This window comes from Lactobacillus johnsonii ATCC 33200 (assembly GCF_000159355.1).
GTDB lineage: Bacteria > Bacillota > Bacilli > Lactobacillales > Lactobacillaceae > Lactobacillus > Lactobacillus johnsonii.
In genome coordinates, this window is sequence record NZ_GG670120.1 from 730,483 (window position 1) to 753,543 (window position 23,061).

General features: G+C 36.1%; 23 protein-coding genes. All 23 read right to left on the reverse strand.

The annotated features are described in order from the left end of the window. Positions 1-376: 376 nt before the first annotated feature. Entirely contained in the window at positions 377-1,279 is a 903-nt protein-coding gene (locus HMPREF0528_RS03470) for a GH25 family lysozyme (RefSeq protein WP_004895165.1), read from the reverse strand. A gap of 12 nt (positions 1,280-1,291) precedes the next feature. Beyond that, positions 1,292-1,690 carry a phage holin gene (locus HMPREF0528_RS03475; protein WP_004895167.1) on the reverse strand — a complete coding sequence of 133 codons (399 nt, stop codon included), beginning with the start codon at positions 1,688-1,690 and terminating at the stop codon, positions 1,292-1,294. Next, on the reverse strand, positions 1,690-1,884 hold the full coding sequence (locus HMPREF0528_RS03480) for a crAss001_48 related protein (protein WP_004895169.1): 195 nt from the start codon (positions 1,882-1,884) through the stop codon (positions 1,690-1,692). Before HMPREF0528_RS03480 ends, HMPREF0528_RS03475 begins: the two co-directional genes overlap by 1 nt. Beyond that, on the reverse strand, positions 1,877-2,062 hold the full coding sequence (locus HMPREF0528_RS03485) for a hypothetical protein (RefSeq protein ID WP_004895170.1): 186 nt from the start codon (positions 2,060-2,062) through the stop codon (positions 1,877-1,879). Before HMPREF0528_RS03485 ends, HMPREF0528_RS03480 begins: the two co-directional genes overlap by 8 nt. A 427-nt stretch (positions 2,063-2,489) precedes the next feature. Next, positions 2,490-5,507 (reverse strand): SGNH/GDSL hydrolase family protein, encoded by a 3,018-nt coding sequence (locus HMPREF0528_RS08865; RefSeq protein WP_004895172.1) that lies wholly within the window; start codon positions 5,505-5,507, stop codon positions 2,490-2,492. Beyond that, positions 5,488-5,880 carry a hypothetical protein gene (locus HMPREF0528_RS03500; protein ID WP_004895174.1) on the reverse strand — a complete coding sequence of 131 codons (393 nt, stop codon included), beginning with the start codon at positions 5,878-5,880 and terminating at the stop codon, positions 5,488-5,490. The genes HMPREF0528_RS08865 and HMPREF0528_RS03500 overlap by 20 nt, the downstream gene beginning before the upstream one ends. Further along, complete coding sequence (locus HMPREF0528_RS03505; RefSeq protein WP_234600838.1) at positions 5,873-8,245, reverse strand: phage tail protein; 2,373 nt, start codon at positions 8,243-8,245, stop codon at positions 5,873-5,875. The genes HMPREF0528_RS03500 and HMPREF0528_RS03505 overlap by 8 nt, the downstream gene beginning before the upstream one ends. Before the next feature lie 15 nt (positions 8,246-8,260). Continuing rightward, positions 8,261-9,070 carry a hypothetical protein gene (locus HMPREF0528_RS03510; RefSeq protein ID WP_034525124.1) on the reverse strand — a complete coding sequence of 270 codons (810 nt, stop codon included), beginning with the start codon at positions 9,068-9,070 and terminating at the stop codon, positions 8,261-8,263. Continuing rightward, positions 9,070-13,704, reverse strand: coding sequence for a tape measure protein (locus tag HMPREF0528_RS03515; RefSeq protein WP_034525125.1), 4,635 nt, complete (start codon positions 13,702-13,704; stop codon positions 9,070-9,072). The genes HMPREF0528_RS03510 and HMPREF0528_RS03515 overlap by 1 nt, the downstream gene beginning before the upstream one ends. Then, positions 13,704-14,045 carry a hypothetical protein gene (locus HMPREF0528_RS03520; protein ID WP_004895181.1) on the reverse strand — a complete coding sequence of 114 codons (342 nt, stop codon included), beginning with the start codon at positions 14,043-14,045 and terminating at the stop codon, positions 13,704-13,706. Before HMPREF0528_RS03520 ends, HMPREF0528_RS03515 begins: the two co-directional genes overlap by 1 nt. Positions 14,046-14,068: 23 nt before the next feature. Then, positions 14,069-14,449: a tail assembly chaperone gene (locus tag HMPREF0528_RS03525; RefSeq protein WP_004895182.1), complete on the reverse strand. Its 381-nt coding sequence runs from the start codon at positions 14,447-14,449 to the stop codon at positions 14,069-14,071. 57 nt (positions 14,450-14,506) lie between these two features. Then, the gene (locus HMPREF0528_RS03530; RefSeq protein WP_004895183.1) at positions 14,507-15,076 is read right to left on the reverse strand and encodes a phage major tail protein, TP901-1 family; all 570 of its coding nucleotides are present in this window, start codon (positions 15,074-15,076) and stop codon (positions 14,507-14,509) included. A 13-nt stretch (positions 15,077-15,089) separates the two neighbouring features. Further along, positions 15,090-15,467: a hypothetical protein gene (locus HMPREF0528_RS03535; protein WP_004895184.1), complete on the reverse strand. Its 378-nt coding sequence runs from the start codon at positions 15,465-15,467 to the stop codon at positions 15,090-15,092. Beyond that, complete coding sequence (locus HMPREF0528_RS03540; RefSeq protein ID WP_004895186.1) at positions 15,464-15,814, reverse strand: HK97-gp10 family putative phage morphogenesis protein; 351 nt, start codon at positions 15,812-15,814, stop codon at positions 15,464-15,466. The genes HMPREF0528_RS03535 and HMPREF0528_RS03540 overlap by 4 nt, the downstream gene beginning before the upstream one ends. Then, entirely contained in the window at positions 15,801-16,064 is a 264-nt protein-coding gene (locus tag HMPREF0528_RS03545) for a hypothetical protein (RefSeq protein WP_004895187.1), read from the reverse strand. The genes HMPREF0528_RS03540 and HMPREF0528_RS03545 overlap by 14 nt, the downstream gene beginning before the upstream one ends. After that, positions 16,048-16,422 carry a phage head-tail connector protein gene (locus tag HMPREF0528_RS03550; RefSeq protein ID WP_004895189.1) on the reverse strand — a complete coding sequence of 125 codons (375 nt, stop codon included), beginning with the start codon at positions 16,420-16,422 and terminating at the stop codon, positions 16,048-16,050. Before HMPREF0528_RS03550 ends, HMPREF0528_RS03545 begins: the two co-directional genes overlap by 17 nt. A 57-nt stretch (positions 16,423-16,479) precedes the next feature. Then, complete coding sequence (locus HMPREF0528_RS03555; RefSeq protein ID WP_004895190.1) at positions 16,480-17,415, reverse strand: hypothetical protein; 936 nt, start codon at positions 17,413-17,415, stop codon at positions 16,480-16,482. Between the two features lie 15 nt (positions 17,416-17,430). Beyond that, complete coding sequence (locus tag HMPREF0528_RS03560; RefSeq protein ID WP_004895191.1) at positions 17,431-17,997, reverse strand: DUF4355 domain-containing protein; 567 nt, start codon at positions 17,995-17,997, stop codon at positions 17,431-17,433. 153 nt (positions 17,998-18,150) lie between these two features. Beyond that, positions 18,151-18,360 (reverse strand): hypothetical protein, encoded by a 210-nt coding sequence (locus HMPREF0528_RS03565; RefSeq protein ID WP_004895192.1) that lies wholly within the window; start codon positions 18,358-18,360, stop codon positions 18,151-18,153. Continuing rightward, the gene (locus HMPREF0528_RS09455) at positions 18,342-19,904 is read right to left on the reverse strand and encodes a structural protein (RefSeq protein ID WP_004895193.1); all 1,563 of its coding nucleotides are present in this window, start codon (positions 19,902-19,904) and stop codon (positions 18,342-18,344) included. Before HMPREF0528_RS09455 ends, HMPREF0528_RS03565 begins: the two co-directional genes overlap by 19 nt. Beyond that, positions 19,888-21,300 carry a phage portal protein gene (locus HMPREF0528_RS03575; protein ID WP_004895194.1) on the reverse strand — a complete coding sequence of 471 codons (1,413 nt, stop codon included), beginning with the start codon at positions 21,298-21,300 and terminating at the stop codon, positions 19,888-19,890. Before HMPREF0528_RS03575 ends, HMPREF0528_RS09455 begins: the two co-directional genes overlap by 17 nt. A gap of 11 nt (positions 21,301-21,311) precedes the next feature. Continuing rightward, positions 21,312-22,580, reverse strand: coding sequence for a PBSX family phage terminase large subunit (locus HMPREF0528_RS03580; protein WP_034525127.1), 1,269 nt, complete (start codon positions 22,578-22,580; stop codon positions 21,312-21,314). Next, positions 22,573-23,028, reverse strand: a complete 456-nt coding sequence (locus tag HMPREF0528_RS03585; protein WP_004895196.1) for a terminase small subunit — start codon at positions 23,026-23,028, stop codon at positions 22,573-22,575. Before HMPREF0528_RS03585 ends, HMPREF0528_RS03580 begins: the two co-directional genes overlap by 8 nt. Positions 23,029-23,061 lie beyond the last annotated feature (33 nt).

A 23,061-nucleotide genomic window follows, 5' to 3' on the forward strand; every position in this document is an offset into this window, starting at 1 on the left:
CAGTGTTTGATTATTTATGTTTACATAAAGCACTTGAAACATTGATTTGTTAGTATTCATTGTTTTATAACTTTATAATTCAGTAATTCTTTTTAGCCATTCTTAGCCAAAAAATAAGACGTTCTCCTGTAGTCCACCCTCAACGCTTAGAAGGTTGCACTAAGCAATTAAAAAAGCATTACCTTTTGTGACGATCAGGTAGTGCTTTTTGAGTGCATTGAATTCAAACTTCCTTACTTAGTTGCAAATAAATTATAACATTTTGCAAGTAAATTTGTAATAAGAAAACATAGTTAAAATAATAGGAAATTTATTGTATGCAAAAAAGCCACTCCAGAGAAATCTCCAGAGTGGCTTTTGAGCTATATTAAGTTTTCTATTTGAAAGTACCCCATGCCTCATTGCCTGCACGACATACTAGGTAACCATAACCGTTTGAGCGGGGCTGTCTAATCCAAACATAGCCACCGTGACGGCTATATGCGTCATACTTAACTTCTGTACCTGCTGGAAGTTGAGCAATGATCTTAGAGCTTGTTTTAGCTCCATATCTAAGATTAATTGCTCCTCCAGTCACGAACGTGCCCTTTTCAGAGTACCAAACATCGCCTAAATCATCGACCCACTTCTTAACTTCCGGACGTGGCTTAGTTTCAGTAATAACTGGTTTAGCAGTTACCTTAACATCAACATTAGGCTTAGCAAGTTTCAACCAACCTTCTTTTGTAGTATTAACCACATTTCTGTCCATGTCGCCACCCGTAAATTGCCAAACAGTATAAGTTGGCCATGGGCTGACATTGAAACTAGCATTTGGTAAAGTCCAAGAACTCCAATTCATGGTAGCATACCAAGCTAACCATAGACCGCAATCTTTAGCGCAGTTACCTACTTCAGGAAGTGCAGCTTGACCAGTATAGATGAGTGGCCAAACGCCAGATAATTCGTGATACTTATCAACGAATTTACGACACCAGTTTGAGTCATTGCCATACTTAGGATTTTGGTAGTCTTCCCAATCTAAAGCAGGAACTGCTTCGCCAATGTAATTCTTGGTATTTTTATAGAAATAATTAGCTTCAACAGCCGGATCGCCACCACCAGCATAGTGATATACACCAAGCATCTTACCAGCTTTCTTTGCAGCTTGATAATCTGTATCACAATATGGATTTACATAGTAAGTTCCTTGAGTAGCTTTTACCATAGTGATATCAGTACCACTTTGGGTTGCAAAGCTTCTTGGACTACCACTATATACATCGACCATTTTAAGCACTCTTTTGTCCTCCTACTTATTAACTTCCTTTAACTCGCCAACAATGGTCGTCTTAGGCCTATCTACTGTATCCGCAATTGATTGAGCTTGTCTCATAGCAGTAACGGACTTCTCGACCATACCTTTCACGAAACTCATTGTTGGGTGTGGTAAGTGTGCCATATCTAAGAGCAAGAATAAGCCTTGAACGACAAAGGTCAATTTATCTTCGCCGTCCCCTCCCCTCTTTTCTGCTTGGTAGACAAGGGGACTTACAGACTGGGCAATGATTTTTTCAGACTTTGCCAAAAGGTCGCCTTGTGCTGCTTTCTTGTCGATTACAATTTTATGTTTAGCATACACAGAAGCAACAACGACTGCTGCAACTGATGTAACTACGATAGCTAAATCTAGTAATTGATTAACGTTCATTATTTAGCCTCCTTTAAATCCTTAATACGTAACTTCAAAGCCTTGGCATACTTATCCATTGCTTGTTTTTGTTCTTTTAAGAGTTGAAGTTGGTTAGCTGATAAAGTTTCCTTATTTTGTTTGGATAAGAATTTTGACAACTTATCACGCTTTGCGTTTAGCTTTTTTAGTTCTTTTTCTAGCTTTTTAATCATGTTTTTTCTCCTTTAATTCATCTTGTAAAGTTTTGATTTCTTTTTTTAGATTATCAACACTATCATCTGGTGGAGCGTCGTGTTTGGCCTTTGCTTTGACCTGATACAAAGTAGTAATTGCACCGATCAAGTATGCAATTGCTAAGATCAGATTGCTTAGATCTTGCAAACGTCCCACCTCCTATAAGTAATGAGCTACTAATAGAACCAAACTGAAAAGAATCAATTCTCCGATCACGTTAAGTCCCATAACCCAATAACTAGACATGATGACATGGAGTAGCGACAAGGTAGCCATAGAAAGACTAATTGCACCACAGCAAACTAAAAGAGTTGCTATAACTTTACGATTTCTTACTCCGAAAATTGTGCATAAAAAAAGTACTAGTCCGACTAGTACTATAAAAGTGTCAATTCTGATGTCATTTTCGATGTTTGACCAGTCGGGTGGCCAAAAAAAGTAATGCTGGTCACTGTATAAGAACGCCCCTATCCCGATAATCCATAGTGAGATTAGACCTTGTATGATGGTTAAGACCAGCTTAAGTGGATCTGATCTAATTTTTTGATAATATTTTTTCGTGTTACGTTCAGAATGTATGAGCTTAGTTAGCTTGTGCTTCATTAACCGTTCCACCTTCAATTCTTAGCCCTACAAAATCAAACTTATCAGTTGTTGGCTTAACTAGAATATGATAGTATCCTGGCTCCAATTCTTTAATTTGCTCAGTAGTTGATAAAGTTGATTTTTCTCCGTTGACACCAACCGATACAGGATCACCAAGATTATAACCATTTAAATAGTACTTCTTATATCCTGCAGGAATGAAGAATTGATAGTCAAGAATGGTTAAATCTTGGCTAACATTCTGGCGACTCATACGTGCTTTAAATCCCTTAGAATTTAAAGCAGAATCATCTAGCTCTTGACTGGTTAAGTTATATGTAGAGTCGGACCGTGCTTTCATGGTTGTTACAGTAACAGGAGTATCTTCTTCAATGATATCTACATGGTCTTTAGCAAGACAAGACATGACTAATTGAGCTTCGAACTTATGAATAGGATCATGACCGTGCATTTGATCGTCAAACATTTCACTTAACTTATTTGGACCATATTCAATGAATTTAGTGTCGTATTTTTCCAAGTCAATGAGCATAACATTATGTTCTTTTGCATAAATTCGACGCATTTCATTTATTTTTGCATACCAATCTTGTTCAAGAGTCCAGTCTCCTCCTTCTGATTGATTCGCATAAAGTAATGCAGAGGCTTGCGTCGTGCAAATTATGGGAACAATTTGTTTTCTTTGCACTTTCTTTACAATTTCATCTAAAGCTTTCCTAGAATCAGCAATATTTTCTCTATCATTGATTCCACCACCAATAAGTATCAATTTCATATTAGGCACATCTTTGGTCAGATTATCAAAATTATCTGCTAATTGGCGTGTAGTCCAGCCTCCTTTTGAACAATTATATGAACGTACTTTAGGAAAATCGTTGATTAGTAACTGGTTGATGTAATTAGCAGCAACATTATTTACATCTTTTACTTTGAAACCTTCAAAAGTTGAATCACCTAGCCATACGATATTAACTTCCTGACCTGCATAAGCATCAATGCGCCAATCAGTTAGTGTATAAGGCTTGTATACTTGACCGAATCCACCATTATCAATTCCGTTTACAACAAATGCACGAACATCTTGGCCGTAAGCATAAGCACCGTATAAAGTAGCAATCATCACATCGGTACTACGATGCCCTAATGTATCAATATACAGATTCTGAGTTTCGACATCAAAATAGACATTTAATGTAGTAGAACCATCACCTTGTCCTGTAGCTGTTCCTGCTTTGCTCACATAGTGTTTTCCACTATTAGTTTCGATAACGTTAATCTCAGGATAGCTAATGTTATACTTCCAATTAGATTGATCGAATTCTACGCTAATATGATTATCGTCTTCATACATCGGCAAAAGCATGGAATACCCATTGACGCTATTGGAGCCAAAGCCACCATTATCAATTCCATTTACGACAATATCATCGGAACTTGAGCCATAAGCATGTGCGTTGTACAAAGACGCAACAAAAAAATCATCAGACTGATGGGCTTTAGTATCTAAATAAAAGCTAGAAGAATCTTTATTTAGGAATAGACTTATAACAGTTGTTCCATTACCTTGATATTCAAGATGTTGCGTCCCATTAAGATAAGGCCAATGCTGCCCGCCATCATCAATAAAGTTAACAGTTTTGGGAATATCGACACTGTAATTAAAGTCAGACACAGTTATGTAGATCTTTTCGTCTCCGGTATATGGAATTGCTTTAGCAATTTTATTTTTTTGACTCCAGCCACCTGCCGCTATTCCGTTAATGTAGATGTGATTAATATTAATGCCACCGTAGATTTTACTTTGATAAATACTAAAGAGCTTAACGTCGTTTCTCCGTTCAGGCTTATAAGACATATATAATTTTGAATTATTATCAAAATATAAGGTCAACATTCCATTTGCATCAACGTCTTGTTGATTATATGAATAATCTAACTTTAAAGTACTTATTTTTTTAAATTTACCGTCATCATTTACGTAAATTAACACTCCTGATGGGATGCTAATAGTTCCAGTATATTCATTTGTTTCGGCATTATGTTTCTCCGTAATTTCAACTCGGTCATCAGGTGCGCTAAAGAACATAAATGATCCAATACGCTGGGTATAATCCGCATCTGAAACGGTTGTTGTAGATAATGCACCTATACTAGTCCAATTTCCATTGCGCCAAATATATCCTTCTTGATCAACCCGAAATAATCCGTCTTTTCCGTCGGGATATTTAGCTTTTAAATCATCTAAAGAGGCAAATGTTTCCGGAACTAATGAAATATGTTGTAAGCGATCATCAATTGCGTTCCGTATGGAATCATTGCTTTTAACAAAGTCGGCATATTCAACGAAATTTTTAGCAGTAATTTCGGATCTAATTGATCCAGCAGTTACCGCTAATTTGTTTAATTCTGCGGTGCTACTCGTTAAAGCATTAGAGTGTTCAGATACTTCTTGATCATATTTTTGCTGTAAAAGTTTAAAGTTTGCATCTGCCTCATCTTGAATTTGACGGATTAGTTTCTCAACTCTATCACTATAGTACTTCTGGGTTAGCCCAAACATGACATCATCGCCAAGTACTCTAAACCAAATGTCAATTGAAGTTAATCTGCGACCGTTACCGTCCATCAAGCCAATCTTGCCATAGAAAATGCCCTTTTGGGTAAACATTTGATCAGTCAGAATGTAATCAGCCCAGCCACCATCTCGTGTATTAGCGGTACTACCTTGCCAATCACGATAATCGGCATCAGGAGCCATTACGATATTGTTATCGTCGTCAGTATGCCACTGACCTACTGCCCCCTCCATAAAAGGAATCATGCCATTTACGTTCATCACACGACCTTGGTCATACCACTGTACCGGCAGAATCTTACCATTATCAGCCACACGCATCTTAATATAGTCATTAATTGATGCACTTGATTGACCAGCCTTAGAAATATCGGCTTTTAAGAAGTATGGCTCTCCATGATTAACGCTTGTCATTGTCATAATCTATACTTATCCCCTTTGCTTTCTTTGTATTATTGATATCGTTTTGACTATCAATTGATATTTCAGTAGCTCCATCGCCGAAGACGGCAAGATTGAGCTTTGCTACTTGCGTATTAATCGTTCCAATATCTCGTTTAACTTCTGCCACTTCATTAGGCAAAACTTCTAATGCTGTTACTCGCTTATCCAGATTACTTAAATCCTGCTCAAGCTTATCCACCTTTTGGGCTTGTGTCATGCAGTACTCTAAGCCTTGTGCCATAGCTTCTCGGACATCAACGCCAAACTTTTTATGGCGAATAGCGTCCGCAATTTGTTGTGGAGTTAATTGCTTGCCGTCTATATGGCTGTTGTCAAAATAATTAGACATCGTTTTCCCCTTTCTGTTCTAACTTATCAACTTTTTCGCTTAACGCTTTTAGTTGCTCCGCTGTCGCATATTTATTTGGTAAATCATCAATGATTTTTTTAATTTCAGCATAGTCTTTCAAGTGCTTGTCTAACTGATCCTTGATATATCTAGCGTTGAAAGTACTCTGATCAGATACTTGGTTAATGCTTTGATTAACCTGACTGTTATTACTCTCGGCACTCATTGCACCAGAAGATAAATTAGCAATAGTCAGTGACTGTTGCGCTAGTGTATTCTGAATTGATCTAAATCGAGCGTCAATCTTCTTACTATCTTCAATTTGATAATCAGTCAAACTCTTAGCAACATCAGCGATCTTTAAGCTACTATTTCTCTCGTGAGCGAAATCAATATCTTTTTCGACTACTTGAAGTAATTGAGCTGTTTTGGATACCTGTGGGTTAATAAATTGATAAAAATCGCCAACCTTAAAACGATCAAATTCTGGTAGCTCTAATGCTGAAACTTCAAAAGAGTTCTTTGTGACGTGCTGTTTCTCATTAGCAAGCCACTTCTCGCCCATCTGCTTAATCTGTGCTGGATCTTGCAAGTCATCAAAAATCTTCGTTCCTTCAATTACACCAAACTGCTTAATTAAGTCAGCATCTTCGATATAATCCTTACCGCCATTGACGCTAGAGATGTTATATCTAGGTTGTGGACTTTCATCTTCGTAAGTAGTGCTAGTGCTATCTTTATCGCCTTTCTGACCGCCTTCTTTGATTAGTTTCAAAGGATCAAGCCACGCCCAGTTAGGATCAAATGAATGACCTTTGGTATATCCTTCATACCAAGATTTTTTAGTAACACCGATATGAACGTGACTAGTATCACGAATACCGATAACATCACCAGTCTTAATCGTTTGACCTTGATTAACCTTGATATTGCCACGGTTTGAAAAAGCTTCTTGATACACGATGTCATAGCCATCTCTTGAATGCGTAACAACGTACCAACCAATGTAACCATCACTGCTAATTCTAGTTACTGTTCCACCGTGAATTGCGTGGACTTCGCTACCAGGGTGGTCAATTGAGCCAAAATCTAAACCATCATGAAAATTATTAGTTCTGCCATTACCTGCATGAACGCCAAAAAGTTGTGCGTCCATGAAGTGACCTTCGCCAACGCTAGGAAACGGCCAACCCCATGTATTATGTGATGTTTTATGAACTGTGGTAGTACTTACTTCTTTAAGGCGTGGATTACCGTTAGGTGACCACGAATGATAGATCTGCCACTTATCAACTTCTGATTGCCAGTCGTCCATATTAAATAGACATATAAGTTGATCGAATCCGCCCCGTAAATTGGTAAACGGCTTAACACAATATTTATCAAAAGTACCCTGTATAAACTGTAATAAACCAGTACTTGGATGACCTGCAGCTGCATTACTGTCCCAGTTATTAACAACAGTTTCAGATCCACCACTTTCGCCTTGGATCATGCGCTTAATCTTTTCAACGTACTCATCAGTTATGTTTACGCCCATAAGCTTAGCAGCATATCTAATAGCAGGACCCCAATCGCCATTAACAGCATGAGTTGTGCCTGAAATAGGAACACCATGTTCATCGACTGTATCATCGTTTCCTAAATTAATCTTAGGCGATGGTTGAACCTTACCAAGCGGGATTAATCGAGTGATTATCCCAGTAGGGTCAATGGTCTGCTTAGCAGATAGCATATTCTTACCTACAGAAATAGGAGTATCAGCCTTATGCGATACTCCTATTGTTTTTGTGTAGTCAATATAATTTGTCTGCTTATTATGGTCATATCTAACTCTGATATAACCACCAGTTTTATTAATCAACTGTGCAGTAATAGCTTCTTTAGTAGTCGGATAATCAATCTGACGTTGAACAATACCTTCACTGTCTGAATAATCACAGTTACCAAGTGTAAAGTGCTTATAAGTATCATTCAACTGCTCATTATGCACCTTAATTAGTTTCTGTAAGTACTGCTTAGCACTTGACCCAGAGTCATTATCAAAGCGCTGTATGCTGTCTAACAGATAAGCGTCAATTGCTTCAAAAATATACTCACGAGTGAACCCACCATTAGAAGCCATCTCTTTAATTGGTTTAATTGCACGTCCACGAAAAATAAGGGAATCATCTTCATAAACTTCAATGTGAGTAATTAATGGCTCTACATTGTCATAGAGAGGATTGTTCTGATTAACTGTGATATCAAGATCATCAATATCTGTTAATTTAAGATTTAAACTTCCAGATATTAAGTTCCTTGTCGGAAGGCTCTGGTCATACACAATATAGCCGTTCTTATCTGCAGGCTTGTCATACGCCACGATCCGATATCCCACCTAGATCATCTCCTCTCGCTTGAATTGAAAGTGAATTGTGCCACTACCTGAAACAGTAAGACTAGTTACTCCGACTGGTAGCATTACGCTAGCTTTAGTTGCTCCGACTTGGTCTAAATCAAGATTGATATTAGAACCTGTAACTTTTACTTTTCCACTGACAGCGAATTTTAACTCAACCGGCTTTGAACCATAATTATCAAGATCCGCTTTAATCGAATTTCCGTAAACTTCAAAAGTAGTTTGTTGGTCTTCCCAGTTATCGAAATTAATCTCGTCCCAGATATCAGACCCCTCGTAACTTCTAGCAATAGCATAAGGATACGCTTTAAACTTAACAGTTGCTGTTAAAGTCCCATTACTTTCATCGTCAGAACACTCAACACTTTCTGACTTTGCAGAAAAACAAAATCCAGAATTAAAAGTATCTTCAAGCGCTCGATATCCTGCTGCTTGCATAATTAGGCGCTTGATTTCTTTTTCCTTAGCCTTTCGGTATGAGTAATCCTCGTCGACTAAAAGAAGCTCGTAAGTAATCTCACGGGCTTCAAAAAATCGTTGGTTATCAAGATTAGAAAAGTCTTCCTCACCTTGCGAATAAGGTACTGAGTAAGTAATCTCTTTTTCTCTTGGCGTTGGTGCATCCCTCTTAGTAAGCCACCAGCCTTTGTCGGAAGAATTAAAATTAGCGAAAGTAAAACCTTCATCAGGAGCACGAACCATAACCGGCGAAGTTTCGATTGTGTCATGAAAAAGGCCATCATTCTCATATTGCCTATTAAACTGTGAAAAAATTTTATCTTCACGCATTATTTTGAAAACCTTTCATTTAATGAAATATCACTACCAAATTTTTGATTATATACATCAGCAGTTGATCCAACTAATGCACCAGTATCCATTACTATTTGTTGCTTTCTATCAAGCTTGCTACTAATATTTGCAATTAAACCAAGCAACTGATTATTTGGACTAACACTAAGTTGACTGCGAGTATCTAGAATAAAACCAGCTTCACCAGATAAAGTACTCCGAACTCGACCAATCAAATCTTGCGCACTCTTTTGAGCGTCTTCTGTATATTCATCAATACCAGAAGCAATTCCTTTAGCAAGCCATTGACCAACTTCTAATTTCATTACTCTAGAAGGTGAATTAATATCTGCTTTTCTTCGTGCTGCTGCAACAGCTTTTTGAACTGCACTTTCAGCGGCTCGTCTAATGGCTCCTGAGCCACTAGTAATACCTTCTGCAATTCCTTCTGCCAAATATTTACCAGTTGAATACATGTCACTGTGATAAGTTCTAGCACCACTATTTGCCGAACTTCCTAAATCTTTTCCAGTTGATCTCATGGCACTAGATTTAGACTTAAGACCACTTTGCATAGAACTTCCTAATGTAGTTCCAGCACTTTTAGCTGAAAATTTTTTACTATTTAAACCACTAACTGCACTTGATCCTAATGAAGCGCCGGCTGAATGAGCGGATTCTTTACCGCTTCTAACTCCAGACGCATAACTATTTGAAACTGATTTACCTGCAGACTTAATTGATCCAGTTGATGACTTCGCTCCACTAGCTGCTGCTTTTGGCAATTCTTTAGATGCAGATGATACGGAACCTTTACCCGATTTAACACCAGACGAATATGCTGTAGCAGTTTTTTTACCTTCCGACTTAGCTTTAGCAGTATTAGCCTTTAACCCTTTATCGGCTGCATCAGAAACTTTTTTAGCAGATTTTTGAACATTAGGAGCTTGAGAACTTAATCCATTAGAGATTTCTTTTGCTCTCTTGGTTCCTTCATCATTAGCGCCTTTTCCTTTTCCGCCACCTTTACGCTTAGATAAGCCTTCATCAACTTTATCACTAATGTTTTCTCCGGCAGCTTCATAGTTTCCTCGCTTAATAGCATCCAAAAAGCTCCGCTTTCCATCACTACCACCTTTAAACATTTTTGCTGGTAATTTACCCAAATCCTTCATAACTTGATTATTCATTAAGTTACCAGCTTTTTCTAAATCTCCAGAAGCTACAGCATTTAAGAAGTTTTGTGTTCCTTGTTTACCAGCTGTTCCAAAGTATTGAGCCATTACCTGCATACGTTCCCACATTGTAGCTGAATGTTGATTAATTTCACTCAACATTTCTTCTAAGCCTTGAGTGGTACTAATTTTCATTTTGTTTAAAGCTTGTGTAAAAGTCTTATGAGTTAGTTGACCAGAACGAGCCATTGACTCAATGATCTGAGTGTTGTTACTGTCAATCTCTTGCAATTTCTTCTGATCGCTTTGTTTTAAAGCATCTAATTGCATTTGATAGCCATTCTTTTCTGTCTCAGTTTTAGCATTGGCCAACTTTTGTTCTAGATCTTTTTCTCGTTGAGCATTAGCTTCATGCTCTGAATATAAAGCATTATTTTGTTGCTTTATTGCAGCAATTTGCCTAGTAGTATCTTCTTTAGTCCATTTTTCATGATTATCAATTTTAAGTCTAAAAGCTCTTAATTCCATATTGGATTGATCAATTAAAGCTTGTGCAACTGCCTCATTTTGATCTTTAAGAGCTTGCTTTTGCTCATCAGTTAATTTCTGACCATTAGAAGCAACTCCAGATTGCAGCATTTTATTATTGTCATTCATAATTTGCTGCATTTGACCAGCGCCCTTAGATTGGTCGCTTAGCATTTCATTAATAGCAGCAGCTCGTAACTTCCGCTGATTTTCTCCGCTTTCTTTTGTTGCTTGCTCCATTAAGGCACTGGATTTCTTTTGAATCTCTTGCTGTTTAGAACTCCATGATTTTAATAAAGTTTCGCTGGTTGAAACATATCCTTTCATTCCATCATCTGAACCAAAAGCAGATTTCATTGACTCGCCAACTTGTTCAAAACTTTCTTTATTGGCCTTATTATCATATTGCATAGATTTAGAGGCTTCAGACCACGCCTTTTGAAAATCTTTTGCTTTTTCTGCATCATCATCTGTTGATTTACCAACTTGCTTTAAAGCATTAACGGTTTTAGCAGTGGCACTATTATTAGCTAAGTTCTGCCATTGCTTACCAATATCAGAAATTCCATCTTTAATAGCACCTACTGATCCTTTAGCACTTTCAGCGGCGCCCTTAAAGTCGCCTTTAAAGAACTTTCCGATAGCCTCTCCACCTTTTGCAATAGCGGTAATTAAAGCTTTAATTGCAATAACAATTGTGGAGATACCTGTGATTACAGTTCTAATAGTATCAATCGCACCAGCGACTACCAACATGACTGCTGATAGTGCAGCCATTAAAGCACCACCAATAATTACTGCAATTCCTTGCAAAACTGGTTTCAGGGCTTCTAATACTACTTTTAAGGCATTGATTATCGGACTAACTGTACTTTGCATACTAGAAAAGCTTTGACTAACACCAGAAACAAAACTAGAAACAACTCCACGAATATTCATAAAGTTGTTTTTCCACATTACAGTAAAAGCCACAACTGCAGCAGTTATTGCAGCAAGTACGATTCCAACTGGGCCTAGTGCTACAGTAAGCGAAGCGCCAAATGTTCGTGCAACACCCAAAACTCTGCCTAATCCGCTAGTAATTGCAGCAATAGGATTTTGAAAAACGGAAAGCAACATAGGCCCAATTGATCTTAGAGAAGAAAATGAAACTTTAATTCTAGTTCCCATTGTTTTAAAAATGGAAACTATCCTAGAGACAACGGTTCTAGCAGCCATTTGCATTGAACTTCCTGCACTTAGAAAACTAGGTCCTATATTTCTAACTTGTGCGGTCGATTTTTCGACATTCGGACCTAATTTATTGAATTCTTCTTTGACAAGATTTAAACGATTTCTCAAAGGATTTAATGAATTACTTAAAGCATTTATTCCGCTAATAGATTCAGTAGATCTAGTACTACTTTCTTCAATCTTAGTTAAAAGATTTGAAAGCTCCCTAGCAGTTGTCTGATCTTGCTTTCCCAATAAAGAAATAGCATTTCTTGCCTTATTTATTGCAGTAGTTGATGCATTACTTTTAGTTCCTAATTTATCAATAATTGCAACTGCCTCGCTAATAGCATTCTTTGCCGTTTCACCAGCTGGCCCCATTGTCTTGATATTATTAGACACCGCAAGTATACGAGCGCCAAAAGTTTGAAATTGAGTACCAATCCCAAAGAATTGAGTTAAACGAGCTGTAGCAGTACTGATTCCACCAGCTAAACCTAAGAAAGGTTGAGCAATAGTATTAGAAATATTTATTGCAGTTTTAAATGCTAAAAATGCAGTAGTTGCACGTAATACTATTGGAATTAAAGCGGCTACTTTAGTACTATTTTGCTGAATAAAGTTAGCTAATCCTACTAGAGCCTGTGTTATCTGCTGAACTATTGCTCGAAATGTATTTAAAGCCGTGGCTTTATCGTTTTGCGCATACAGTAAGCCATAGGATTGAACCACACTCTCAATTGCTGATTTCCATGCTGGAAAAATCTGCATAATAGCATCACGTAAAATATTAAAAATATTTCTAATTGTGGCTACTGATCCTTTAATTTGATTGCCTAATGCATCAAGATTTTCTTTAATTTTTGAAGAACTCTTGTTAATCCAACCTGCAAGATCTACACCAGTTGCCTTTTTTATCGTATTATCAATATCTTCAATGATATCCGCTAATCCGGCCTTGACACGGTTCTTCATATTGGCTACTGCTGTACCAATACCCGCAGTAGCATTCAATGCTGCTTCATGAAATCCTTTCGCACCCTGATCTAATTCAATAAAACGATCATTCAATTGCTTCATTGAAATTTGACCAGATTGAACTTTTTGATATAAGTCCTGCATTGAACCAGATGCAATACCAAATGATTTAGCAACCGTTTGTAATGCATAAGGCATAGTTTCTTCCAATGAACGCCAGGACATCATATCTACTTTTCCAGTAGAAAGCATTTGAGTATATTGGATTAAACCACGACTTGCGTCTTCAGCACTAGCCCCTGATGCAATAAAAGCATCATTCAACGCTAAAGTGGATTTAGCAGCTTTATTTACGTTATTTCCGACAGCCGGATAAAGTTTTTCAGTAGTAGAGGCAACTGTGTCTAATGCCGTCGGCAAGCCATCAACACCTTTTTTCAGCATGTTAATTGCTGAGGTACTCTCTTTAATTGGTGACCCCATTATTTTCATAATTCTTGGAAAATTTTGTAGGGTATCAAACCGTGAAATCGCCCCATCTAAGGAGCTAGTCATTTCTCCTATTCCCTTAGAAATTAAAGAGAATACCGCTGTACCTTTGGCCATCTCACCTAGACTCGCCGTAACTTGGTTTGTATCTTCAGACATTCCTCGGATACGTGATCTCATTTGAGCAATAGCACTAGATATATTATCCCTAGCACTAAACGTTGCAGTAACACCATAACTATCAGACATCAGTTACCTCCTTTCCGTTTTGCTATTTGTTTCTTAGCTAATTGGCGTGCTCTTTCTGCTCTTTGTTGCAATTGAAGATATTTATTAACCTTCTTTTGAGACTTACCACTAATTGCCGATTTTTGCCGCTCTAAATCAATTCCAATTTCTTTTAATGATCTATATTTGTAATATCCATCTTTATCAGTAATAGTTGTTAGTTGCTGAATAAATGGAATCTGATAAAAAAGACTCTCCGCTTCAATATATGCATAGCGGTGAGCCTTTAGTCTTTGTTTCCATTCAGTCAGAGTCATATTTCCTATTTCTTCACGAGTAAAAGTAGGATAATACTGCATCATTGTAATGATGATTTCATCAAAAGTTATTCTTGATTTGCTAGTTTCTCCATTGGATTTTTGATCTTGTCGAATGCTTCTGTAATCAATGGATTGATAGTCTTCATCATCCGTTTGGTAAGTGGTTCTGTCTTGAAAAAATCGATTAATACTTTATATAGATCTCCACTATTCTTATCACGAATAACTGCTTTTTCGATTTCTTTTTCTTTGATGTTGTAGCGTTTTAATAGCTTAGTCAAAACATCAATTAAAGTAAAAGCATCTCCCAGATTTAGACCAGCCACAATATTACTTAAAATTTCAGAATTTTCACCAATTTTATTGGGTACAAAACCAAAATCACGTAAGTTGTTTAAAGTTAGTTCCAAATTGTAGGTCTTACCGTTTAAATTGATCTTTTTCATTAATGCGTCTCACTTTCATTATTAGTATTAGAGCTAATTACGTTTGTCACAGTTGAATTAGTTGTTACTCGCAGGTCTATTTGTATCTTCAGGATAGATTTGACTGTATTCATCTAATCCTTTTTCTTCTTTTGCTGCAGCCGTAGTATCACGGAAGAAATTATTAGCTGTAGCTACATCTTCATCACTAACAGTTGCATAACCACTGACTAACTTACCATCAACGTTCAATGTAGTTTTAATTGTTTCGTTGTCTCCCACCTTATCAGGGGTTTCCCAACTTGAGAGATATCCAGAACCATATTGAGCTAAATATTTACCTTTACTATCGGGTGATGGTTTATCAAAGTTGATTTCCCAGCAATCTACTAATTCACTATGCTTTGCAGCATAATGTAATAAACGATAAGTTGGAGAATCAGAAGCTAGGGCTTCAATATCAATAGTTGTAGTAATTTCGCCAGGATTATTAACTGTACCATCTTTAGTTTCAGTAGTAGCCACTTTCCCAGCTTCCTTAATAGTATGTGTAGTTTCTAATGCCAAACGAGTAGCATTTTTCTTATCTCTATCTTTGGCCAATTTAAACATTAGGACTTTACGAGTCCCACTTAATGCTTTTTGCATTTCATTTTCCTTTCTATCTCAAATTAAAATCTAAAATTAATCGTCCATGCTGTAATTGAATATTATTTGCAGTCTCACCTAGAATATTTGATGAACTACCAGCTAAAGCAAATGAATAATGTTCAGTGGTAAAGAATTTAGGTATTAATCGCTGAATTTGTTCCATAATCGTAGCTACTTCAGAGCGATAATTATATTCAGCAAAAAAATGAACAGTTAAATTACTAGTCCCAGTGACAAAATCCTTAGCATAGATATCATTATTAATTTGATCTCCGACCATAATAAAAGGATATCCTTGGCTCTCGTCTGGTAAATAATCGAAAGTGGGATACCCTGTCTTTTTGCAATATTCAATTACAGTTTCAAACAATTCTTCATATGGATTCATCTTGTTAAATCTCTTAAATCATCAATAAATTTCATCCGTTCTGACATAAATGGCACACCAACATATTTTCTAGCATCCATAAATCGGGTACCAAATTCAACATAAGCAGCATAATTTACTAATCCACCACCATAAGTAACAGAACCAGTAAATCCATCTCTGCTAATTTGAATCTGTGCAGATTGCTTTAAATGCCCCGTATCAACTGGAACAGCTTGTTGAGTAGCAGTCATTAAATTGGCTGTATGTTTCTTTACAACCTTTTTAACAGTATTCATATTTTGCTGATTAGCCAATGCTTCATCTAAAGCATCTAATCCATCCCATGAAATACTATAATCTGCCATGATACTCAACTCCGATCAATGTGGTTATTCTATCCGTTGTTCGTGCACTAGTTACCTCTAAGTTGCAAGGTAAAGAATTAGATTTAATGTAACCATTTCGAAAGTCCACTGGAATAGGCAATCTAACTACATAAGGTCTTTGCTTAGCATCACCAAAAATATTAATGGTTTGATCTAATCCCATCTGAGTGATGTTAGCTGGATAAGAACTAACTTTATTAGTTTGATGTTTTTCAATTAGCTCTACCATTTTGTCGTATCTCATATGGATTCACCCACATTCCTTTATTCATGCCCGTATGGTCTTTACGCCACTGATTTATTTCATCTTCCCACTCATCAAAATCAGAGGAAGCAAAAGTTATAGACTCTCCATCTTGTGAGTAGCTGGCCATACCTTCATTTTTAAAACGATTAAATTTCTTAACAGCTGCTCCACGAACTATAGCCAGCATTTCGGTTGGGATTACGCCAGTAATGGATAACCTTAATTTTAAAAAGTCAGTAGCATCTTCAAGATACAGCTTTAGAAGATCATCATGTTTAGTATCAGTCAATTGAAGAGCTGTTTTAAGTTTTTTGAGCTGATCATCTAATACATCATTCATTTTAATCTTCTTTCTTATCTTCCCCGCCTGGAGTAGGTTGCTTATTACCTTGCGGGGTTATGCTTTTTTTACTGATACAAAAATACCATCACGTTTATGCTTCTTAATAAATAAATCATGGTATAAACGGTTTTGATATAAATATCCATCGCCGTCAGTATGTTGACCTGGAGCAAATAAAAATACCGCATTTTCTTTTACGATTGAAATAACTGCTGGTTTTGCAACTACTAAGAAGTTAATTGCCTTAGCATCTTCAGTCGGCTTAGCACCATCAGTAAAATCGTACTTAGTCATGAATCTGTTAGATTCATACACTTCAATCAATTGCACACCATCCATAGAAGTAATACGTGATTCAAGTGCAGTAGTTCCCACATTTTGATTAGTGATATTTCGAGTAAATTCTTTTGAGCGCTCTAATGCATCCATCACTTCACTAGACACATACCCCACTAAATTTTGAGTGCCATACTTACGTACTTTTCCAATACCTGTTTTTAATTGTGAGTAAGCATTTGTTGCATCTAAAGTTTCCTCAGTCTTATGAGTCTTAGCTAACAAAGCACCTTCAGTATCATTACCATCAAGATTATCAAATGAAGTAGCGATTTTTGAAAAACGATAAGAATCTAATTCCGGTTGAACGTGTTCAGTGATAAATACATTAGAAATGTTAGCCATTGCTAATTCATTATCTGTTTCATCCACATCTTGTCGATCAAGATAGAATTCAACATCTCGGTCTTGTCCCATCGTATAAATAGTCTTTTCATCTGAAACTGTACCTGAATTAAAGCCTTTTCCACGGGTATGATCTTTTAAACCACTAGTACTAATAGTCTTTAATGTAAAAGAACGTCCTCCATTGACCAAATCAACCTCTGGCGTTCCTAAAGCCGCAGTAAATAAACCTGCAGTAATCTTTTGATCTAATAAATTTCCATCTTTTGTTACATAGTTGAAACCTCTAGTTTCTGCATCTGTTGGCATATTCTAAATTCCTTTCTATAAACCTAGAGCACGTTTCAAGTCTTCTTGCGGAGTTTTAAGCTTATTTCCTCCAATTTTAGGAGTTTGGCCTTGAAGAATTGAGTTTCTACCTTCCTCACGTGCTTTATTAACTAAATCAATAATTGCCTTGGCGTTAGAAACAGTTACCGTAGCATCATTGTTAACAACCATATTAAGAACATCGTCACCAATATTCAGATCTGCCTTCTTAAATATCCCATTAACTTCTTTAATGTCATTTGAACGTTTAATTTGAGCATTTAAATCAGCATTCTGTTTTTTTAATGACTCAATTTCCTTAGTACGTTCATCCTCTTCAGTGATTTCTTTAGCAGATTTGCTGTCCTTACTTCTTAATTGCTCGATTTCTTTCATAGCATCTTCGTATTTAGTCTTATAATCATTCTTTTGTGCTTGTTCTTTAGTAATTCGATCAATATAAGGCTTAACAATTGAATCAGCATCAATCTTTTTGAAATCATCTCTACTTTCTGAACTAGATGCTGCAGCTTTATCTGGTTCAGTAGTAGAAACCGTTTCTTTCACATCATCTTTTGGCATAATTAAATGTCCTTTCTATAACTCACGTTTTAAAGTTTCGGGGAACTAACTCATGGTGTTCTTTAAAGCCTGCACACAAGGAAAAAGGCAAAATAAAAGACCATTGAACTTAATCAATAGTCTTAAAAATACTTTATTAAACTGTAAAATTATTTACCCAGCTATTATTTCAGGCATTTCATCAGGATGATTTTGATAGTACTCAGTTTTTTCTTCAATTAGCTTCATTAAATAGTCCCACTCCTCCTCGGAAAGACTATTTAAGAAAGGATCCCTTCCCCATGCCAACATGGCAGAAGTTGCATCACTATATGGCTTGCTGGTTGTTTTATCAACAAACTTTTTTATTTGATCTCGACGCATTTAAATCCTCTCCCTTGCAACTCATTCATAGCTTTGTCAAAAATTTGATCTTCACTTAAATTATAGTTTATTTGACCAATTTTGGCTAATGTCATATCTAGCAAGTTAGGCAAAAAGGTTTGATTAGATTTCAACGAATATTTATAAATTTTTCCTTCATGAGTTACAACAATCCCATAATTATAATTTCTATTATTAGCTGCAGCAAAATCTGATCCAGATGGCGGAATATTCGTTGGATGATTGTGCATCCCAATAAGTGTATAAGGAGAATAATTTTGATGTATTCTTTTTAAATCTTTCTTACTGTATCCTACTTCGAGTTTTCCCTCTTTTCCAAATGATTGTGCTACACGATTACCATCTTCATCAAAAATATAACTATCTTCACCATCAGTACCATTTCTATGTGTCAGAATTGCAATTGCTTGTTTTCTAAGTTGCTGATTCAAGTTGGGATTATCAGATATCTTGTCAAACTTTGTCTTAAATTCCTGTGAATGAATATAATCCATATTTACCTTGTTCGTACCCACACGATAAGAACCTAATCCCTTTTCCTTCTGAGCAACTTGGTTATCATCAACCCAATAAGCAGAAATAGCACATCTGCAATTAGGATGAGTTTGTGCTGGAATGCTAGGCACTTTGTCATATTCATATATGCCACTACCATATCCGTTATCTGCTCTACCAATTGCAGAACATAAAAGGCAGGCTTTAGGTTCATTTATCCACTTTACAAACCTATAACCTGCCTTTTTGATGCTTCCCCATTGAGCCATATAAAGCACCCTGGAAACTTCAGTATTAAGAAGTCTATCTGCAACATATCTCCAATTGTGGACTGTATTAGTCATTAGAGATTGCATTCTCTTGATATCAAAATGAGCTAATCCAGTGGCAAGAACTTGTTCAAGACTAGCTCTTAATCCTACTTGATTAGCCCATAATCTACTTGACCAATTAGCTCCATTTACATCTGCAGTAACAACACCCTGAATAGCTGCATTGTTAAGCATACTATCGTTTTTACCGCTTATACCCAGAATACCTGATTGTCTTTTTGTTTCAGCGATATATCTATCTACTAAGGTGTTTCCTGTAATAGATGCAGCATTTAAACTAGCTCTTGCAACTTCCAATGCAATGTTAGCCCTTAGATATTCTAACCGGTTAACCCTCATAGTAGTGTTATAGACTCGCAACTCCTGATTAACTGCATCTGAATAATCTTTATAAGTAACATGATGTCCTTCTTTCCGCATTTTAGCGGCTTGTTCAACTAATTTCTTAGCCTTACTTGAATAAGCCTGAACATCCATTTGTGTTACTTGTTTTTTAGCTAATTCTAACCCAACATTATTTCTTTCTGCCAAAGAAGATATTTCTGCTGCAATTTGCTGATTAATATTATTTAGCATCGTGTCATAATGCTTGTTCAATTGAGCAATAGCTTCTTGATCCTGTTCAATGTATTTTTCAATTGCTTCTTTTTCCATTGCTTGACGATCAAGCCAGTACTTACTACTCTTCTTCAGCATTATTATCACGCTTTAGGCTATCAATTGGCATACTCAACTGCTGTGTCTGCTTAATGGCATCTGCTTTTTCTTTAGCAATTTGTTTCATTTCTGCATCAGGTTCAATATCAGGAATCATTCCTAGTTGTGTCTTCTTAGAGACAATTCCTTCAGCATTCTTAGCATTATCGATTGCACTCGCCATATCTTCAGGAAGATTACGAGTAAATTTGAAATCTAATTCGCTCCATAGTTCTTGATCTTGCTTATTATTAAATAAAGTAGCAAGTACAATTCGATATAGTTGCATTAATGACTTATCAAACTTACGCTCTTTACTATCTGCCTTATTCTTCATAGCAAATAATTTATATTGAAGTGCAACTCCACTAGAATTTCCAGCAAAATTTTTATCCTGGATATTAGGTACCATAGCCATCATAAAAATAAAATCTGTTAGATGCTGAATTAGATTTTCTTGCATTTGATCAGCATCTGGTTTGGCGATAAAACCTATTTGTGGATTTGTATCTGGATCAAGCTGGCTAACATATAATACACGATTGTTTTTAAAATCGAATTTAGGATTACCTTCATCATCTTCTGGAAGCTTAAAGCCAATCATATACATGTAGGCATTATCAAAGTATTCCACTTGATTAGCCTTCTGACTTATCACTTTATCTAATGCATTAATCAGCGTTTTAATAGAATCAAAAATTCCTTGACGTTCTTCATTTTCAAAGAATTCTACTGCAGGAACTAGTCCATATGGATTAATCGCATAACCCGCTGCATTAGTATCTTCTTCAATGTCATAACCTTTAAATCTATAAAACTTGTCAGCATACTGAATAACTCCATAAGCATCTGTCCAATTGTTAGAATTATCAATCTGATAATGTACAAATGCTAAAGGCTGACGTTGTACTGTATCATCATAAATAATAAAAGCATGATTAGGGCTTGAATACATTAAGTGCGGCCTTGAATCTTCGCCTTGATAAATACTGGCAATAGAACGTCCGAAAATATCACACTGCTTACTAATTTCATTGATGGTATCAAAAAAGTTCTCTTGTCTATTCCAGCGTGCAATTTCATCAATTTTTGAACTACCATTTAGCAACGCTAGTTTAGGCTCAATACCACAAAAGTATCCATTGTACACATCAACGACATATTTTGCTGAATTAACGACAATCCGATTATCTGCTCCAGTTTCCTTTTCTGGTGCGGTTAATATCTTATGTTTACCTAGATATAACTTCATATTCTCTCTATATCTAGGTTTCAAAACTGTTTCGTTATATGCAATAAAACCTAATAATTCATTACTAGTTAATTTTTCTCCCTTAGGAAAAATAAAGCTACTGTTTCCAGTAACTTTATCTCTTCCATAATTAATATCTTTCAAAATCTCACTCCCTACATGAATGATTTAAGTAGCGTCGCTTTCGTACTTCCATGACCATTCTCTTCCTCTACCGCATAACGAATAGCATCAATACAGTGGTTATATGCATCGATCGGCCTATTTGTGTATTCATCTGTTTTCTTATCTTTTACATACGTATAATTCTGCAACTCTTCAATCGTTTTAACGCAACGATCATCGACTATCCAATCAAATTGCTGCAGGAACTGAATACCTTGAACAATTGAATCAGGTCCTTTTAAAGCTGGCCGAATTCGATATATTCCATCTCTACGCATTTCAGCAATCGACTTCTTTTCTGCGCTATCTGCAGTTATTACTTCTTTTGCGAAACCCATGTCCTTAATAACTTTAGCAAGTTGGTTATTAAGCAACCCTCTCTTCACAAATTCATCCATTACATAAAGCTTACATCGCTTTAAATCTAATTTGATGTGCATAAATGCACTAGGGTCGTTAACAAACCCATAGTCCAATCCAAAGTAATCATGTAGATTAATCAATTCTGGATCTCTTGGATTTAAACGTCTTGTTTCAAAGCTTGGAAATACTAATTTATCAAGTGTTGCAAACTCACCTAATGTGTAGATCTTGTAATAAGCTGGATTGGTTCGTTTCAGATCCTCAATAGTCTTAATATTGTCAGCATCTAAAAATTTATTATCCTTATAAGTCGATCGATGAATTGACACACGGCTTTTATCATAATCTGCACTAGGATCAAACCAAGTCTGATAAGTCCAATTGAGTTTTGATACTGGGTTAAACATACAAAAAATTTGTCGTTGCTTATGCTTAGGCTCACGTAAACGCAACGTTAACTGAGTGTAGTCATTATGATTAAACTCACTTGCTTCTTCCATAACCACATCTGACAGTCCCTTAATAGATTTAATCTTTTCTGGGTCATCCATACCTTGAAACAAAAAAATCGCCCCATTTGGAAGGACGATTGTTTTATCAGATCTATTTACATGACAGTATTGAAGGATATTCCATCCACTTAAACACTCAGTTACGTCAGTAAAAATTGAATTTTTAACTGTTCTATCAACCTTACGTAGCCAAAGCACTTTTCTTGGAACATTCCAATGCTGCAATGATTTCAATACAACTTTTTGTACTACTCCATGGCTTTTACCACTTGATGCACCGCCGTACCATACTTCTGTTAAGTGCGAATAATCAAAAAGGTTGTTAAAGATCTGTTTATTAAACACTTTTGAGGGATGCGGAAAATTAAGCTTAATGTTAACCATCATAATCACCAGGATCTATATTTACGGTAATATCGGTTTGAGTTTCAACTTTATCAGTAAAAATCTTATAGTATTTACCAAGTAATTCTAAAGCCTTTAATTGGTCCTGATCTTCTGGAGTAACAGTTGTGACATTATCATATTCAACTTTAGGCTTTTTTCCTTTATAAGAAATACGCTTAAAGACTTTTTCCCTAGGTTTTCCAATTGCTAACTGGCTCAAATTATCCAGAACTCCATTAATATCAAGAATATCGTTTACCTTAGTTTGATGCATTGTTTCACTAAGATATTGACTAATGTTAGCATTTGTTAGCAATCTAGAGCCGTTAGCCCTGGCTGTACTATCATTTTTAACCTTATATACAGCCTTATATGCCCTAGCTGCATTGAAATCTTTTAAATATTCCTGACAAAATTTCTTTTGCTTAGGAGTTAATTCTTTCAAATTATCACCACCTTATATTTTTGCAAAATAAAA